Below are 16,806 nucleotides of genomic sequence, written 5' to 3' on the forward strand. Positions count from 1 at the left end.
CGTTTTCCGTGAGGGGCAGGATGATCGGAGGGAGGCCGCCGCATGACCGAACTACTCAGCACCACCCGGGGGCAGCAGGGGCTGCCCCGCTGGTTCGCCTCGGTCTTCGACGTCGTGGAACGGATCGAGACCGGGAGCCTGACCTTCGTGCTGCCCGACGGCCGCAGCTTCAAGGCGCAGGGGACCCGGCCGGGGCCGGAGGGCGTGGTGCTGGTGCGCGACGCCACGGTCTTCTCGCGGCTGATCCGCGACGGGGAGATGGGCTTCGCCGAGGCCTACATGGACGGCGCCTGGGACAGCCCGGACCTTCAGGCGGTGCTGGACGTGGCGCTGATGAACAACGAGGTCATCGCGCGGCCCTTCGCGGGCGCGGGCCTGGTGCGGATGATCGCGCGCCTGCGCCACTGGATGAACCGCAACACCAAGTCCGGCTCGAAGCGCAACATCGCCGCCCACTACGACCTGGGGAACCCGTTCTACTCGCGCTGGCTGGACGAGAGCATGACCTACTCCTCGGCCCTGTTCTCGGGCACGCAGGAAAGCCTGGAGGCCGCCCAGCGCAACAAGTACGCCGCCATCTGCGACGCCATCGGCGCGCCCGAGGGCGGGCATGTGCTGGAGATCGGCTGCGGCTGGGGCGGCTTCGCGGAATACGCGGCCGGCACGCGGGGGCTGAACGTGACCGCGCTGACCATCTCCCAGGCGCAGCACGACTTCGCCAAGGAGCGGATCTTCAAGGCCGGGCTCGCGGACAAGGTGGACGTGGTGATCCGCGACTACCGCGACGAGCGGGGGACCTACGACGGCGTCGCCTCGATCGAGATGTTCGAGGCGGTGGGCGAGAAGTTCTGGCCGGTCTATTTCGGCGCCCTGCACGACCGGCTGAAGCCGGACGCGCGGGCCAGCCTGCAGATCATCACCATCCACGACCGTCTGTTCGACGGCTACCGCAAGGGCGTGGACTTCGTGCAGAAGTACATCTTCCCCGGCGGGATGCTGCCCAGCCCCTCGGCCCTGTCGGACCAGGTGCGCCGCGCGGGGCTGGAGGCCGTGGGCTCGATCGAGTTCGGGGACAGTTACTCCGAGACGCTGCGCCGCTGGCGCGACCGCTTCGAGGACGCCTGGCACGAGATCGCGCCGATGGGCTTCGACGACCGCTTCCGGCGGATGTGGAACTTCTACCTCGCCTCCTGCGCGGCCTGCTTCATGGCGGGCACCACGGACGTCACCCAGGTGACCCTGCGCCGGCCCGCCTGAGCGGGCGGCGGCTGCGGGCGGGGGAGGGCTCGGGCACGCCGTTCTCGGCCCGTCCCCGCGGCGTCAATGTCGCGTTCATCCTGATGAGAGGGGCCTGAACCTTGCGTGCGGTCCCCCTCGACGTCATGATCGTCCCCGTAGTGCGTAACCTGCAGCTCGGGAGACGGGCGCGTGAGCAGACTGGACGGGCCGGGTTCGGCCGGGGGCGGAGCGTTCTCCGCGCGCGATCGCTACGCGACCTCGCGCATCGTCACCTCGGTGTTGTTCGCAGCCGGGGCCTTCGGGCTGACGGCGCTGCATTTCCACATCCAGCCGAATCCGGATCTGAACGACCCGGGCGGGGTCTACATCGCCGCGGCCGCGTCGGGGGCGATCGCGGCGTGGAAGGGCATCGGCACGAACCTGGGGCGCGGCCTGTGGGTGACGCTGGTCGCCTCGCTGGCCTCGGCGGCGATCGCAGGCGTGCTGTTCAGCGTGCTGGCCGGCGTGCGGGCGGTGCTGAAGGCCTACGAGTTCACCCATTTTTCCACCGCCGAGGCGCTGGTGGCCCACCTGCTGACCAAGGCCGTGGAGACGGGGGAGGCGCTGATCGCCTCGCCCGCGCTGATCCCCGCCTTGATCGCCGCCGTGGTCGCGGGCCTGCTGGGAGAGCTGGCGCGGCGCGCCTGGGACCGCGTGGTGATCGCGCCGACCTGAGCGGACGCGCCCGGCGCGGGGAGGCGACGGCATGAGCTGGCCTCCCGCCCGGATCCTCGCGGCCTACGCGGCGCCGATGGCGCCGCTGGGGGCGCTGCACTTCCCCGTCTACGTCTACGTTCTGCCGGCCTATGCGGCGCTGGGCGCGGATCTCGGCGCGCTGGGCCTGTTCATGCTGGCCGCGCGGCTGCTGGACGGGATCTCGGACCCGGTGGTCGGGGTGATGTCCGACCGCACGCCCGCCGGGATCGCCCGGCGCTGGGGGCGGCGGCGGCCGTGGATGGCGCTGGCGGGGCCGCTGGTGCTGGTCTCGGCCGCCTTCCTGCTGCTGCCGCCGGACGAGCCCTCGGCGGCGCGGGCGGGGATCTGGCTGGCGGCGCTGACCCTCGCCTGGACGCTGGCGCTGACGCCGTATCTCGCCTGGGGGGCGGAGCTTTCGCCCGACTATGCCGGGCGCGTGCGCGTCGCCTCCTGGCGGGAGGCGGCGGGCGTGGCGGGGATGCTGGGCGCGGCCGTCGCCTACGCCGCCGCCGACGGGCCGGCCGAGGGGCTGCGCAATGTGATGATCCTGCTGGCGGTGCTGCTGCCGCCGGCCTTCGCCTGGGCGCTGTGGGTCACGCCCGAGGCGCCCGACCCCTCGATCCGCCGGCTGCCCTGGCGCGAGGCGCTGGGCCGGGCCGCGCGCAACGGGCCGTTCCTGCGGCTGCTGGCGGCGTGGCTGGCGAACGGGGCGGCGAACGCGCTGCCGGCCTCGTTGTTCCTGTTCTTCGTGGGCCATCGCCTGCAGGCGCCCGAGGCGGCGGGCGCGCTGCTGGCGGTGTATTTCCTGGCGGCGGTGGCGGGGATGCCGCTGTGGTCGCGCCTGTCGCGATCGCGCGCCAAGCACCGGGTCTGGAGCGGGGCGATGCTGTGGGCCTGCGCGGTCTTCGCCTGCGCCCTGCTGCTGGGGCCCGGCGACCTTTGGCTGTTCGCGGTCGTGTGCGTGCTGTCGGGGGTGGCGCTGGGCGCCGACCTGGCGCTGCCGCCCGCGATCCAGGCCGACGTGGTCGACGCCGACGCGGCCGATGGCGGGGAGAGCCGGGCCGGCGCCTATTTCGCGGTCTGGTCGGTGGCCACCAAGGCCGCCCAGGCGCTGGCCGGGGGCGCGGCCTTCCTGGCGCTGGACGCGGTGGGCTTCGACGCGGCGGCGGAGGCGAATTCGGACGCCGCGCTGACCACGCTCGCGCTGCTCTACGCCGGCGCGCCGGTGGCGCTGAAGCTGCTGGCGGTGGCGCTGGTGTGGAAGTTTCCGATCGACGCGGCGGCGCAGGCCGAGCTGCGCCGCCGCATCGAGCGCGCGGCGAGCGGGCGGCGCGAAGGCTGAGGCCCCAGCGCCCGGCCTTCGCGCGCCCGTCCCGCCGCCCCGCTCAGGCCGCGCGCCGGCGGCGGGCCACGAAGGCCAGCGCGCCGAGGCCGGCGGCCATCAGCGGCAGCGCGGCGGGGACCGGGGTCGCCACCACGTCGCCCTGGGCGAAGGAGCCGGTGAAGGTGGCCAGGTGCACCTCGGTGGTGGCCGTCAGGCTCTTGGCCACGATCGAGCCCTCCAGCGGGGAGCCGGTGAGGCTGACCGAGGCGTTGGGCGCGATCACCTGGCCCAGCAGCGTGGCGCCCACGTTGAGCTGGGTGATCTCGGCGAAGTTCCACACGATCTGGCTGGCGATCGAGTTCGACACGCCGTCGTCGCCCTTCGCGGTCAGGTTCAGGTCGAGCTTGCCCTTGCCCAGCACGTTGATCACCAGGGTCTGGTCCGGGTCGAGCGCCGCGAAGACGATCTCGCGCTGCCAGTCCTTGATGTCGGAGGCGTCGACGTTGAAGTAGGTGACCTTCTTGTCCCCGTCGGCGGCGAAATAGGGCTTCAGCCCGCTCTCGTGCGCGTACTTGGGATTGGTGACCGGCCCGCCGGCGCCCGAGGCGACGGCGAGGTCGCTCAGCTCCTCGCTGGTGGCGGTCAGCAGGTCGGGCAGGTTCACGGGCAGCTCCACCGACGGGGCGGAATAGGGCTGCTCGACCACCGTCCAGTTCTGGCCGCCGTTGTAGATGTTCCCGCGGCTCTCGACATAGACCTTGTCGGTGTTGCGCAGGTTGATCCCCTGGGCGTTGATCCGGCCGCCGACGTGCAGGTCGTAGGCGCCGTTGTTCCAGTTCCAGTTGCCGCCTGAGACGTTGCCGCCCACGTGCATCTCGCCGCCCTCGTAGGAGCCGCCGGTGACGTTGCCCCCGACCACCGCGCGGCCGGAGCGGCCGGCGCCGTCGGTGCCGTTCAGGTTCACGCCCGACGAGTTGCCGCCGACGTAGACGCCGCCGCCGTTGTTGACCTGCACGGTCTGGCCGTTGTTGGCGACGTTCCCGCCGACGATCAGCGCGTCGTAGCGCGAGGCCGGCGCGGAGCCGCCCTTGATGAACCAGTTCGACGAGCCGCCTTTGAGGTTGCCGCCGATGTAGCCGCGGCCTTCCACCTCCGAATTGGTGCTCATGTCATGGAAAACGATGACGTTGAACTCGCGGATGGCGTCCAATGCGTCCATCCCCGCTGCGTGGGCGGCGGTCGACCCCGCGACCGTACCCACGGCCGCGCAAAGAAGCGCGGCCGCCGCCCGAAGGCGGTTCCCCTGTACCGACATGTATGACCCCAGATGCGGCGCAAAGCTCCCCAGCCGCGCCTTGTTCAGACTCGATTCGTGTTCAACCCGTTTGGACGCCCCCGGATCCCCATCCGGAAGCGGTCCTGGCGGCCGACTCAATTAAGCCGCCCTTGATGTAGGTGAACTATACATGAATGGTCGTTGCATTGCAACCCACGTGGTCGAGGGACCGGCGGCGCGGGCCTGAGGCGGGGCGGCGGCCCGGCGCGCGGTCGCGGCGCTTGCCTTCGGACGCTGCGCTGGCTATCGCCCGGCCAACGGATATCCAGGCGAAGCGGCCCGCCTCCCGCGCCCCGGCGCGGATGCCGGCGCGCCGCGGTTCGGAGGACGGCATGGACGGACAGGACGACGCGACCGGGCTCGAGGGACTGCGCGCCCAGTGGTTCGCCCGCATCGCCGAGGCCGCGGACGAATCCGCGCTCGAGCAGGTGCGCGTCGGCGCGCTGGGCAAGAAGGGCGAGGTCAGCCTGAAGATGCGCGAGCTGGGCAAGATGACGCCCGAGCAGCGCCAGACCGCCGGCCCCGCGCTGAACGCCCTGAAGGACGAGCTGAACTCGGCCCTGCTGGCGCGGCGCGCCTCGCTGGCCGACGCGGCGCTGGCCGAGCGGCTGCGCGCCGAGTGGCTGGACGTGACGCTGTCGGCCCGCCCGCAGCGCCGCGGCACCATCCATCCCGTCAGCCAGGTGACCGAGGAGGTCGCCGCGATCTTCGCCGACATGGGCTTCGGCGTGGCCGAGGGCCCGCAGGTCGAGACCGCCTGGTACAACTTCGACGCGCTGAACATCCCCGGCCACCATCCGGCGCGCGCCGAGATGGACACGTTCTACATGGCGCGGGCGGACGGCGACGACCGCGACCCCCACGTGCTGCGCACCCACACCTCCCCCGTGCAGATCCGCACCATGCAGGCCGAGGGCCCGCCCCTGCGCATCATCGCGCCGGGGCGGGTCTATCGCTCGGACTACGACCAGACCCACACGCCGATGTTCCACCAGGTCGAGGGGCTGGCGATCGACCGCGACATCTCGATGGCGAACCTGAAGTGGGTGCTGGAGGAATTCTTCGCCGCCTTCTTCGAGGTCGACGGGGTGGAGACGCGCTTCCGCGCCTCCCACTTCCCGTTCACCGAGCCCTCGGCCGAGGTCGACATCCGCTGCTCCTGGGTCGACGGCCAGCTGAAGGTCGGCGAGGGCGACGGCTGGCTGGAGGTGCTGGGCTCGGGCATGGTGCACCCCAAGGTGCTGGAATACGGCGGGATCGACCCCTCGCAGTGGCAGGGCTTCGCCTTCGGCATGGGCATCGACCGGATCGCGATGCTGAAATACGGCATCCCCGACCTGCGCGCCTTCTTCGACAGCGACCTGCGCTGGCTGCGCCACTACGGCTTCGCCGCGCTGGACGTGCCGACGATGCGGGGCGGGCTGAGCGCCTGAGGCGCCCGACGCCGTCCCTGCGCCTGATCCCGGCGCGGCGAGCGATCGCCGCGCCGTTTGCTTGACCCGGCGGGTAATCGACCCGACTCGGGTCCAGGGCCAGCCTTCGGATCGCCGCCGAACGGGCGGCGTCGAGCCGGAGGCCCGCCGATGACCGCTCCCACCCCCTGCTACGCCATCGCCCACCTGCGCGAGATCGCCTTCGGGCCGGAGATCGCCGACTACCTGCGCGGCATCGACGCCACGCTCGCGCCCTTCGGCGGGCGCTTCCTGGTTCATGGCGCGGTCCCGCGGACGCTGGAGGGCGCCTGGCCCGGCGACGTGGTGGTGATCGTCTTCCCGGACAGGGAGGCCGCGCAGGCCTGGTACGACTCGCCCGCCTACCGGGCGATCCTGCCCTTGCGCCTGCGCAACGCGGCCGGCGACGTGATCCTGGTCGAGGGGGTGGAGGAGCCGCACAGCTCGGTCGAGCTTCTGGCCCGGATCGAGCGGCGCGTCGCGGCTGCGGCCGGAGGCTGAGACCGGGCCGGCCGCCGAGAGGACCGGACCCCAGGGGGACGGCCCCCGGCGGCCCGGCGCCGCCGTCTCACCACTTCTCGTCGCGGGCCTTCACGATGGTGCGGGGCTTGCGGGTCAGGAACCACAGGAACAGCGGCAGGCCCGCGCCCACGCCGATCACCCAGGTGACGGGCAGGCACAGCAGGCTGATCCAGTCGCGGCGCGCCAGCGCGTGGGCCAGGATCGCCAGCGACAGGGTGACCGCGGCGACGGCGAGGTCCCACAGCATGCCCTCGGCGGCGGCGTTGGCCGTCCAGCCCTCGACGAAACCGGCCAGCGAGGGGCCGCGCTCGTCGATCCACTGCTTGAAGTAGAGCCAGGGAAAGACCGCTCCGGCGCCGGCCAGGAGCAGCCACAGGATGCCGAGACGTCCCATCTCAGTCCTCCAGTCCGTTGATCGGGTCGGTCACCTCCCCCGGGGCGGCGACGGTCGGCGCGTCGCTGCGCAGGGCGTCGGCGGGCGGGACGGGGTCGCCCTTGCGGGCGCAGCCGGCGGCTGCCAGCAGGAGGGCGGCGGTCAGCAGGACCGTCGACAGCACCGGCCGGCTCCGGCCCGGCCCGTCGTCGCGGAGCGTCGTCCGCGGAACAGCAGATGGCATCCCATCACTCCCCAGCGATGTCCCCCCACCCGAGACGATTGTGTCCCGGACGGGGGCGGAGGTCACGGATTTTATACGATGTCACTCCGCGGCAAGCCGCTCGCGCCAGGCCTTGGCCTGGGCGCGGACGTTGGCCGGCGCGGTGCCGCCATAGGAGGTGCGCGAGGCGACCGAGGCCTCGACCGTCAGCACGTCGAAGACGCCGGCGGTGATCGCGGGGTTCACGGCCTGCATCTCCTCGAGCGTCAGGTCGGGGAGGTCGCGGTCGGTGTCCTCGGCGAGCTTCACCAGCGCGCCGACGACGTGGTGGGCGTCGCGGAAGGGCAGGCCCGCCTCGCGCACCAGCCAGTCGGCGAGGTCGGTGGCGGTGGAGAAGCCCGAGGCCGCGGCCGCGCGCAGGTTGGCGGCCTGGGGGAGCATGTCGCGCACCATCCCCTCCATCGCCGCGAGCGCCAGCATGAGGCTGTCGGCCGCGTCGAAGGCCTGCTCCTTGTCCTCCTGCATGTCCTTGGAATAGGCCATGGCGAGGCCTTTCATCACCGTCGACAGCCCCACGAAGGCCCCGGTGATCCGGCCGACCTTGGCGCGGACCAGCTCGGCGGCGTCCGGGTTGCGCTTCTGCGGCATGATCGAGGAGCCGGTGGAGAACCGGTCCGACAGGCGCACGAAGCGGAACTGGGCCGAGGACCAGATCACCAGCTCCTCGGCGAAGCGGCTGAGGTGCGTGCCGGTGATCGAGGCGGCGGCCAGGAACTCGAGCGCGAAGTCGCGGTCGGCCACGGTGTCGAGCGAGTTCGCCGTCGGCCGGTCGAAGCCCAGCGCCTTCGCCGTCATGTGCCGGTCGAGCGGAAAGCCGGTGCCGGCGAGCGCGGCGGCGCCCAGCGGGCATTCGTTCATCCGCCTGCGCGCGTCGGCGAAGCGGGAGCGGTCGCGGGCGAACATCTCCACGTAAGCCATCATGTGATGGCCCCAGGTGACGGGCTGCGCGGTCTGCAGGTGGGTGAAGCCGGGCATCGGCAGGTCGGCGCCGGCCTCGGCCTGGCCGACCAGCGCCTCGATCAGGGCGGTGAGGCCCGAGATCGCGGCATCGACCTGGTCGCGGACCCACATGCGGAAGTCGAGCGCCACCTGGTCGTTGCGCGAGCGGGCGGTGTGCAGGCGCCCGGCCGCCGGGCCGATCAACTCGCGCAGGCGGTTCTCCACGTTCATGTGGATGTCCTCGAGCGCGGTCGAGAACCGGAAGGTCCCGGCCTCGATCTCTGACAAGACCGTGAGAAGGCCCTGGTCGATCTGGTCCCGGTCGGCTTCCGTGATAATCCCTTGGGCTGCCAGCATGGCCGCATGGGCGCGCGACCCCGCGACGTCCTGGGCGGCCAGCCGCTGGTCGAAGCCGATGGAGGCGTTGATCGCCTCCATGATCGCGTCGGGGCCCGAGGCGAAGCGCCCGCCCCACATCGCGTTGGCGCCCGTCGCTGCGGCGGTGGGGGTCGGTTTGTCGTCGCTCATCCGGGGACCTCGTCCTCGCGTGTCACAGGTGGAGAGAGAACCATGCGCCTGGCCGGTCTCGTCGCGCTCGTCATAGGCGCCGCCGCGATCTTTGCAAACCCCGCGGCCGCGGGCGGCGGGCTGACGCCCGAGCAGCGGGCCGAGATCGAGGGGATGCGCACGGGCGCGATGACCAAGCTCGCCCTTCGCGAGGAGCCGGGCGACCCGATCGAGGCGGAGTTCGTGAACGGCAACGGCGCGACGGCTACGGTGGCCGACTTCGCGGGCAAGGTGACGGTGCTGAACCTGTGGGCCACCTGGTGCCCGCCCTGCCGCAAGGAGATGCCCTCGCTCAACCGCCTGCAGGCGGCGCTGGAGGGCTCCGGCGCGCAGGTGGTGACGGTGGCGGTGCAGTCCGGCGGGCGCGCGAAGGCCAAGGATTTCCTCAAGGAGAACATGCTCTACGACCTGCCCGGCTATGCGGACGAGCGCAACGCGCTGCCCCGCGAGGTGGGCATCCTGGGCCTGCCGACGACCCTGATCCTCGACCCGCAGGGCCGCGAGATCGGCCGCGTGCAGGGCGACGCCGAGTGGGACGCGCCCGAGGCCGAGGCGGTGCTGCGCCGCCTGGCGGAGATGACCGCGGCGGGAGGCTGAGGGCGGCGCCTCCGTCGTTCATCGTCCATTGGGTTCTCTTTCGCGGCCGAAGGCGCTGGTCTATGCTCCTCCCACGACGCGTCGGGGAACGCTTCGAGGGGGATGCCAGGCGGATGGGCTTTGAAATCAACTGCGTGACCGGCGCCGTCCGCGGGGCCTGCGCATGACCCCGGCGGGCGACGGGATCGACCCGAACGCCGCGCCGCGGGGCGAGGCGATGGAGATCGTCTCGCTGGAGGGGCTGAACTCGGTCGCCTTCGTCGAGGCGGCCTTCGCGCTCTACGATTCGGGGACCGTCTTCTCGATCACCCGCCCGGGCATCGACCTGGGCGCCTATCCGCAGCTGCGGGTGGCGCGGGAGGTTCCGGCGGCGCAGGTCTCGGGCTGGGGGCGCATCGCGCATGTCCCGCAGGTCTCGGACGCGCCGGCGCAGATCGTGTTCACCTCGGGGACCGAGGGGACGCCCAAGCCGATCGTGCTGAGCCATCGCAACCTCGCCGACGTGGTGGCGCGGCTGAACGCGGCGATGGGCGTGACGGACGAGATCCGCGAATACATCGGCGTGCCGGTCACCTATTCCTTCGGGCTGGGGCGGGCGCGGGCGGTCAGCGCGGCGGGCGGCGCGTTCTACCTGCCCGAGCGGTTCGACCCGTCGGAGATCCGGGCGATGCTGGAGGCGGGCGAGATCAACGCGATCTCCGCCGTGCCCAGCCTGTGGCGCATGGTGCTGGCCGCGCCCGAGGCCATCGGCGCCGCCGGCGAGGCGGTGCGCTGGATCGAGATCGGCAGCCAGCAGATGAGCGGCGAGGAGAAGGCCGCCATGCTGCGCCTGTTCCCCAACGCCCGGATCGTGCAGCACTACGGGCTGACCGAGGCGTCGCGAACCACCTTCCTCATCCTCAACGACGTGGCGCCCGAGGCGCTGGAGAGCGTCGGCGCCCCGACCGGCTCGGTCCAGGTCGCGATCGGCGCCGAGGGCGCGATCCGCATCCGCGGCGATCACGTCGCGACCGGCATCCTGGGCGAGGACGGGCGGGTGCGTCCGCTGGTGGACGCCGACGGCTGGCTGACCACCAAGGACCGGGGCGAGATCGGGCCCGACGGGCTGCTGCGCTACCTCGGCCGGCTCGACGACCAGATCAACGTCGCCGGGATCAAGCTGGCGGCCGAGAGCCTGGAGGCGGAGATCGGCGCCCTCGTCGGCCTTCCCGGCCGCTTCGCCGTGGCCGCGGTCCCCGACCCGGTGCGCGGCGACGCCGTGCTGCTGGCGCTGACCGAGGGGCTGGGCGCGAAGGCCGAGCTGGTCGAGGCCGCCGCCCGCGTGGCGCTGAGCGATCGGGGCCTCGCCCAAGGCGGTCTGTTGCGCGTGATGACGGTCGAGGCGCTGCCGCTCACCGACACCGGCAAGGTCCGCCGCAAGGCTCTGCGGGAGAGATACATCGAGCGCGGCGCCGCATCCGTCGGCGCCGCGCCGCAGGCGGCGGCCGCGGCGCCGTCCGCGGCGCTGGGCTCGGAAAGCGAGACGCGGGTCGCCGAGAGCTGGCGGCGCGTGGTCGGCCCGGCCGAGATCGGGCCCGAAAGCGGCTTCTACGACGTCGGCGGGGATTCGCTGAGCGCGGTGCAGATCGGCCTGACCATGGAGTCGGCCGGCTTCCCCCGCGCCGCGGTGCGCGCGACGCTGGAGGGGCGGCCGCTGCGCGAGGTGGCCCGGCTGGCCGACCGCGGCGCGGCGGAGGGCGTGGTGCCGCCCCGCGTCCAGGCGCTGCCGATGCGCACCATCGAAAGCTGGTCGATCAACGCGGTGCGCGGCGTGATGGTGCTGACCGTCCTCGTCTCCCACTGGGGGCCGGGCCTGTTCGCCCGCCTCGGGCTGGAGGAGCAGGCCGGGTCGCTGCTGGCGCTGATCTATCGCATGGGCACGCCCGGTTTCGCGGCGGTCTTCGGCCTGGGGCTGGGGTTCTTCATGCTGCCGGGCTACCGCGAGAACCGCACCGCGGTGCGCCGCCGGCTGCGCTCGGCGCTCTGGGTCGTGATGGCGGGGCTTCTGGTGCTGGCCGCGGCGCATCTCGGGCGGCTTGCGGCCGAGGGCAAGCCCATCGGGCAGCTCCAGGTATCGATCGCCTTCTACAACGTGCTGGCCTTCTACGTGCTGGCGCTGGCCACGGCAGGCCTGTGGCTGGAGGGGATGTCGCGGGTCCGGGCGCCGATCGCGACGGCGATCGGGATCTCGGCGGCGCTGTGGGTCGTCTCGCGCTTCGCCTTCGAGGCGGCGACCGGTCCCCACCTCGACAGCCTGCTGGACTGGCCGCGGATGATGCTGGCGGGGGGCGGCTACGCCTATCCGCGGGTAGCGAGCTCGGCCTTCCTGGGGCTGGCGCTGGGCATCTGGCTGTCTCGGCGCGAGGACATGGGCGCCACCGCCCGCCGGTTGACGCTGGGGGGGCTGGGCGGCGTTGCGTCGAGCGTGCTGGTGGGCTGGGACGTGTGGGGGCCGGAGGCCTTCCAGACCCGGGGCGCGCCCTTCTTCGACAGCTACCTCCAGGTCGTGTTCTGCGCCTCGGTCGCGGCCGGCCTGCTGGGCCTGTTCATGACCAGCGTGCAGGGCTGGCCGACGCTGTCGCGTCCGGTGCGGGGGGGCTTCCAGGCGCTGATGGTGATCGGCGGGCTGGCGCTGCCGATCTACGCCTTCCACGGCTCGGTGATCCCGGTGCGCGACATCCTGTGGACGCTGGGCGTCCCGGCGCCGCTGCCGATCGCGCTGGGGGCGTTCCTGCTGATCATGGGCTACGCCGGCTTCCGGCTGCACCGCATGTATTTCCGCTAGGGCGCGGCCGGCAGGGGATCGGGGCGCAGGGCGGGCGGCAGCGGTTCGCCCGCCGCGGCGGCGGCGATCAGCGTGGCGAGGCGGGCGGCCTCGGCGTCGAGGTCGAAGTCCGCCGCGACCGTCGCGATCCCCTCGGCCCCCATGCGGGCGCGCAGGGCGGGATCGGAGAGGAGGGCGTCGAGCGCCTCGGCCAGCGCCTCGGCGTCGCCCGGCGGCACGACGCGGCCGGAGCGTCCGTCGGCCACCAGCTCCGACACGCCGGCGACCTGGGTGGCGACCACCGGCAGGCCGGCGGCCATCGCCTCCATCAGCACCACGGGCACGCCCTCGGCGAAGCTGGGCAGGGTGAGGAGGTCGGCCTCGGCCAGCGCCGCGCGCACCTCGTCCTGGCGGCGGAAGCCCTCGAAGCGGATGGCGCCGGCGACGCCCAGCGCCTCGGCGCGGGCCTGCATGGGGGCGCGGGCCTCGCCGTCGCCGATCACCACCAGCTCGGCGTCGGGATGGCGGGCAACGAGGCGGGAGAGCGCCTCGACCAGCACCAGCCCGCCCTTCAGGAGCGACAGGCGCCCGACGTAGAGGATGCGCTTGCCGCCCACCCGCGCGGGCGGGCCGCCGGCGGGGGCGTAGCCCGCGGGGCGCACGCCGCAGTGGATGATGCGCAGCCGGTCCCAGGCGGAGACGGGCGCGAAGATCATGCATTGCGAGCGGCAGAAATGACTGATGCAGGCGACGAAGGCCGCATGCTCGATCTTCAGGCCCAGCGAGGCGCCGACGGGGTCGAACAGCTCGTCCGGGCCGTGGACGGTGAAGCTGTAGCCCGGCCCCCCCAGCGCCCGGCACAGCATCGCCACCGCGGCGGTGTTGGTCGAGAAATGCGCGTGCAGGTGGGCGACGGGCGTGCGCCGCAGGCGACGGCGCAGGGCCGCGGCCTCCATCAGGTAGGCGGCGTGGCGCACCAGCCCGCCCAGGCCGAAGCCCGAGGCCGAGAGCAGCCTGCGCCACAGGCCCAGGGCGCGCAGGAACCCGCGGGGGTGGGTCGCCGCCTCGGCCAGCGTCGCCAGCAGCAGGCGGGGGCCGCCGTCGTCCAGCAGGTAGTCGGTGCGCTGCGCTTCGGCGAGGTCGAGCGGGTCGACCAGCGTCCCCTCCCAATGGCGCACGGCGAAGCGGTCGACGGCGAAGCCCAGCCGCTCCAGCGCCTCGATCTCCCGCCCGATGAAGGTCGTCGAGACCATCGGGTAGGTGGCCATCAGGTAGCCGATCCTCATCCTCGGGCGGCCTCGTCCAGCAGGGCCAGAACGGCCTGCGTGGCGGAGAGGGGCTGGCGGTCGCTCTCCGTCGCGCCGGCGGCCAGGCGCTCGGCCACGTGGGTCAGCATCGGCAGGTACTGGTCGGCGCCCCAGGGATGACGGCTGCGCTCCGGGCCGCCGCGCATGGACTGGAGGCGGCGCAGCAGGGGCGAGCGGCGCAGGCGCGCCTTCAGCCCGCCGCCGCCGCCGATCCCGCCGGGCGCCATGGCGATGCGCGAGACGCTCTCGCCGCCCAGCGTCGGCGGGTCGAGGGTCAGGGAGCCCCGCTCGCACCCCAGGGTCGCTGCGTTGGAGAGCAGCGCGGTCATCGAGGCGGCGACCTGCGAGGTCGCGCCGCCTGCGTGGCGGATCTGGAGGAACGCCTCGACGTCGAGGCCCGTGGCCGGGTCGCGCCGCAGGTCGGCGTGGACGCCTTCGGCCGGGCCCAGCAGGCGCAGGGCGCAGGCGACGCCGTAGACCGCCCGGTCGAGCAGCACGCCCTGGCCGGGGCCGGGCGCGAACAGGCGCGGGGCCTGCGCGGGGTCGACCGGGTAGCCGAAGGAGAAGGCGAGGTGGCGGGGCCGCCCCAGCTCGCCCGAGACGGCGGAGGCCTCCAGCGCCTGCCAGGCGGGCAGGAACGGGGTCCACATCGCCTCCATGCAGAAGCGGCCGGCGGCGCGGGCGGCCTCGGCGACGCGGGCTGCGCCCTCGGCCGACAGGGCCAGCGGCTTCTCGACCAGCACGTCCTTGCCGGCGGCCAGCGCGGCCAGCGCGTCGGCCTCGTGGTCGGCGGTGGCCGAGACGACGTAGACCAGCCGGATGCGCTCGTCGGCCAGAAGCGCCTCGCGCGTCAGGGCGCGCGGCGCGCCGGGCAGGCGGGCGGCGAGGGCCTGCGCCCGCTCGGGGCTGGAGGCCGAGCCGACGGCCGATATCGCGAAGGCCGGCGACAGCCCCAGCGCCGCGCCCATGGTCGCGGCCATCGCGCCCGTGCCCAGGATGCCGACCGAAATCGGCGCCGGAGCGGAGAGGGTGGCGGCGGTCATCGGCGGTCTCCCTCGGGGCGGCGCGCGGCGGGGGTCACTTCAGCCGCGCCCAGGGCATGGGGTCCATCGGCGCGCAGCGGGTGGTCATGGCGTAGGCCCCGGTGGTCTCGCCGGCGTTCTGCAGGGCCAGCGTCGCCTCGGTCAGGTGCAGGGCGTAGTCGCCGGCGAGGCGGCAGGGCCGACCCTGGGCGACGGCGTCCAGCACCTCGAGCGGGCCGAGGGCGAAGTTCATCGGCGCGCCGCCCTTGGGCGAGACCATCGGGTGGCTGGGCCCGGCGAGGCGCAGGCGGCGCGGCAAGGGGTGCTCGACCAGCCGGCGGCGCACCCGGAAGCGGCGGCGGAAGCGCACCGGGGCGGCGTTGTCCCAGGCGGCGTCGAGCTCCAGCGAGCCGCCGTCGCAGATCACCCGCAGGCGGTGATCGTGGCGCGCCACGATCGAGCAGGTCAGCCGCGCGACCACCCCGCTCTCGAAGAACAGGATCCCGGTCGAGAAGTCGGGGGCCGCGGCCTCGCCGCCCGGCAGCTTGCCGGGGATCGTCTCGGCGGAGGCGGCGACGACGGTGCGGATCGGGCCGAAGGCGGCGATCAGCCAGGCGAGCCAGTAGCCGGCATGCTCCAGCGTGCAGCCCACGCGGAACTCGTCCTCGCGCGGCCAGGGCGCGCCGGAGACGCTGAGCCAGGCGTCGGTCGGCGCCTGGGGGATGAAGCCGTCGTCGAGCTCGGCGTAGACCAGCCGCGGGGTCCCGGCAACATCGTCGCGAAGGGCGGCGAACAGGGTCTGCGCGGCCGCGCCGAGCACCGAGCTGGGGGCCGAGGCGAGGACCAGCCGTTTCTCCTGCGCCAGCGAATGCAGGATCCGGGCCTGGGGCAGGGTCATGTCCAGCGGCTTCTCGGACCACACGTGCATGCCGGCCTCGAGACAGGCGCGGGTCACGGCGTGATGCTCGCCGGGATTGGTCAGGTTCAGGACCAGGTCGCCCGGCAGCAGCCGGCGCAGCAGGGCGGGAAGGTCCGCGGTCGCCTCCGTCTCGGCGGTGAAGCAGCCGGGCAGGGCGGCGCGCCAGTGATCGGCGAAGGCCTGCCGGCGCGCCGGATCGCGATCGCAGACGGCGACGAGGGTCACGTCGGGGTGCGCCTCGAACGACCCCATGTAGAGGTCGGCGACGAATCCCAGCCCGATGATGGCGATGCGGTGCAAGCCTGGCGTCTCCCCTCGCGGCGCCCCTTTCCCCGGGGCGTCGGCGGCGGAACATCGCCCGAAGGGCGCGGCGGGCGCCATGGACGATTGGTCGCGGCGGGCGCCGCGCGCGGCGGGCGGCTTGCCCGCAGGGGCCCGCAGGGCTAGGCAGGCGGAAGCTCCGCGACGCCGGTCAGGACCCCATGACGGAACCCAAAGCGGCGCCCGCGCTGGGCGTGATCATCCCCGCCAACGACGAGGAGGCCCATATCGGGCGCTGCCTCGAGGCCGTGCTGGCCCAGCGCGACGTGCCCGCGGGCGCGATCGAGGTGGTGGTGGCCGCCAACGGCTGCCGCGACGCGACGGTGGAGCGGGCGCGCGCGCTCGCCCCCCGTTTCGCCGAGCGGGGCTGGCGGCTGGAGGTGCTGGACATCCCCCAGGGCGGCAAGGCCGGCGCGCTGAACCTGGGCGACGCGGCCGCGAGCGCGCCGGCGCGCGCCTATCTCGACGCCGACGTGGTGATGGAGCCGGAGCTGCTGGCCGCGGTGCTCTCGGCGCTGGCGCGGCCCGGGCCGCTCTACGTCACCGGCGCGCTGAAGGTGGCGCGGGGGCGGAGCTGGGTCACCCGGCGCTACGCCGACCTGTGGACGCGGCTGCCCTTCATGCGCCCGGGCTCGGCCCCCGGCGCGGGCTTCTTCGCGGTGAACGCCGCGGGGCGCGCGCGCTGGGCGGAGTTCCCGCCGATCATCGCCGACGACACCTTCGTGCGCTGGCTCTTCGCGCCCGAGGAGCGGGTCGAGGTCGCAGCCGGCTACGCCTGGCCGCTGGTCGAGGGCTTCGGCGCGCTGGTGCGGGTGCGGCGGCGCCAGGACGCGGGCCTGCGCGAGCTGCGCGGCTTCCGTCCGGAGCTGGAGGCGAACGAGGGCAAGGCCGGCGTCTCGCCCGCCGACCACCTGCGCCTTCTGGCGTCCGCGCCGGTCAGCTACGCCGTCTACACCGCCGTCTCGCTCGCCGTGCGCCTGGGCGGGCGCGGCGGGACGGAGTGGACGCGCGGCGGGCGCTGAGACCTGGGCGCTTTCTTCGCACGCGAGAAGGAAAAGGGCCGGCCGG

General features: G+C 73.6%; 15 protein-coding genes. 8 read left to right on the forward strand and 7 right to left on the reverse strand.

Going from position 1 to position 16,806, the window contains the following annotated elements:
* Nucleotides 1-42 precede the first annotated feature (42 nt).
* The 3 genes from P2H44_RS03500 to P2H44_RS03510 all read left to right on the forward strand — a co-directional run bounded on the left by P2H44_RS03500 (nucleotide 43) and on the right by P2H44_RS03510 (nucleotide 3,316).
* On the forward strand, nucleotides 43-1,257 hold the full coding sequence (locus P2H44_RS03500; RefSeq protein ID WP_275762024.1) for an SAM-dependent methyltransferase: 1,215 nt from the start codon (nucleotides 43-45) through the stop codon (nucleotides 1,255-1,257).
* Nucleotides 1,258-1,428: 171 nt separating this feature from the next.
* Nucleotides 1,429-1,953: a hypothetical protein gene (locus P2H44_RS03505; protein WP_275762025.1), complete on the forward strand. Its 525-nt coding sequence runs from the start codon at nucleotides 1,429-1,431 to the stop codon at nucleotides 1,951-1,953.
* 31 nt (nucleotides 1,954-1,984) lie between these two features.
* Nucleotides 1,985-3,316 carry an MFS transporter gene (locus P2H44_RS03510; RefSeq protein ID WP_275762026.1) on the forward strand — a complete coding sequence of 444 codons (1,332 nt, stop codon included), beginning with the start codon at nucleotides 1,985-1,987 and terminating at the stop codon, nucleotides 3,314-3,316.
* 43 nt (nucleotides 3,317-3,359) lie between these two features.
* Here P2H44_RS03510 and P2H44_RS03515 read toward each other — a convergent pair whose 3' ends face one another.
* Nucleotides 3,360-4,508, reverse strand: coding sequence for a collagen-binding domain-containing protein (locus tag P2H44_RS03515; protein WP_275762027.1), 1,149 nt, complete (start codon nucleotides 4,506-4,508; stop codon nucleotides 3,360-3,362).
* 458 nt (nucleotides 4,509-4,966) lie between these two features.
* Between P2H44_RS03515 and pheS the strand changes: the two genes are divergently transcribed.
* Entirely contained in the window at nucleotides 4,967-6,067 is a 1,101-nt protein-coding gene (gene pheS, locus P2H44_RS03520) for a phenylalanine--tRNA ligase subunit alpha (RefSeq protein ID WP_275762028.1), read from the forward strand.
* 150 nt (nucleotides 6,068-6,217) lie between these two features.
* Nucleotides 6,218-6,586: a DUF1330 domain-containing protein gene (locus P2H44_RS03525; RefSeq protein WP_275762029.1), complete on the forward strand. Its 369-nt coding sequence runs from the start codon at nucleotides 6,218-6,220 to the stop codon at nucleotides 6,584-6,586.
* Between the two features lie 67 nt (nucleotides 6,587-6,653).
* Here the strand turns inward: P2H44_RS03525 and P2H44_RS03530 are convergent, their stop codons facing one another.
* The 3 genes from P2H44_RS03530 to argH form a co-directional block, all read right to left on the reverse strand.
* Nucleotides 6,654-7,001, reverse strand: a complete 348-nt coding sequence (locus P2H44_RS03530; RefSeq protein ID WP_275762030.1) for a DUF2834 domain-containing protein — start codon at nucleotides 6,999-7,001, stop codon at nucleotides 6,654-6,656.
* Between the two features lies 1 nt (nucleotide 7,002).
* Nucleotides 7,003-7,164 (reverse strand): hypothetical protein, encoded by a 162-nt coding sequence (locus P2H44_RS03535; protein WP_275762031.1) that lies wholly within the window; start codon nucleotides 7,162-7,164, stop codon nucleotides 7,003-7,005.
* 141 nt (nucleotides 7,165-7,305) lie between these two features.
* Complete coding sequence (gene argH / locus P2H44_RS03540; protein ID WP_275762032.1) at nucleotides 7,306-8,730, reverse strand: argininosuccinate lyase; 1,425 nt, start codon at nucleotides 8,728-8,730, stop codon at nucleotides 7,306-7,308.
* Between the two features lie 42 nt (nucleotides 8,731-8,772).
* Here argH and P2H44_RS03545 point away from each other — a divergent pair, with 42 nt between their 5' ends.
* Both P2H44_RS03545 and P2H44_RS03550 read left to right on the forward strand, forming a co-directional pair.
* Nucleotides 8,773-9,366 (forward strand): TlpA family protein disulfide reductase, encoded by a 594-nt coding sequence (locus P2H44_RS03545; protein ID WP_275762033.1) that lies wholly within the window; start codon nucleotides 8,773-8,775, stop codon nucleotides 9,364-9,366.
* Nucleotides 9,367-9,529: 163 nt separating this feature from the next.
* Nucleotides 9,530-12,190 carry an AMP-binding protein gene (locus tag P2H44_RS03550; protein ID WP_275762034.1) on the forward strand — a complete coding sequence of 887 codons (2,661 nt, stop codon included), beginning with the start codon at nucleotides 9,530-9,532 and terminating at the stop codon, nucleotides 12,188-12,190.
* On the opposite strand, the gene P2H44_RS03555 is transcribed toward P2H44_RS03550, so the two are convergent.
* Genes P2H44_RS03555 through P2H44_RS03565 form a run of 3 tightly spaced genes read right to left on the reverse strand, consistent with a single transcriptional unit; the run spans nucleotide 12,187 to nucleotide 15,717 of the window.
* The gene (locus P2H44_RS03555) at nucleotides 12,187-13,455 is read right to left on the reverse strand and encodes a glycosyltransferase (protein ID WP_275762035.1); all 1,269 of its coding nucleotides are present in this window, start codon (nucleotides 13,453-13,455) and stop codon (nucleotides 12,187-12,189) included. The genes P2H44_RS03550 and P2H44_RS03555 overlap by 4 nt on opposite strands.
* Nucleotides 13,452-14,519, reverse strand: a complete 1,068-nt coding sequence (locus P2H44_RS03560; RefSeq protein WP_275762036.1) for a Gfo/Idh/MocA family protein — start codon at nucleotides 14,517-14,519, stop codon at nucleotides 13,452-13,454. The genes P2H44_RS03555 and P2H44_RS03560 overlap by 4 nt, the downstream gene beginning before the upstream one ends.
* A gap of 34 nt (nucleotides 14,520-14,553) precedes the next feature.
* A complete protein-coding gene (locus P2H44_RS03565; protein ID WP_275762037.1) occupies nucleotides 14,554-15,717 on the reverse strand; it encodes a Gfo/Idh/MocA family protein in 1,164 nt (387 codons plus the stop codon).
* 182 nt (nucleotides 15,718-15,899) lie between these two features.
* On the opposite strand from P2H44_RS03565, the gene P2H44_RS03570 reads away from it, so the two are divergent.
* Nucleotides 15,900-16,760, forward strand: a complete 861-nt coding sequence (locus P2H44_RS03570) for a glycosyltransferase family 2 protein (protein ID WP_275762038.1) — start codon at nucleotides 15,900-15,902, stop codon at nucleotides 16,758-16,760.
* Nucleotides 16,761-16,806: the final 46 nt, after the last annotated feature.

The sequence above is a fragment of the Albimonas marina genome, from assembly GCF_029223255.1.
Lineage (GTDB): Bacteria > Pseudomonadota > Alphaproteobacteria > Rhodobacterales > Rhodobacteraceae > Albimonas.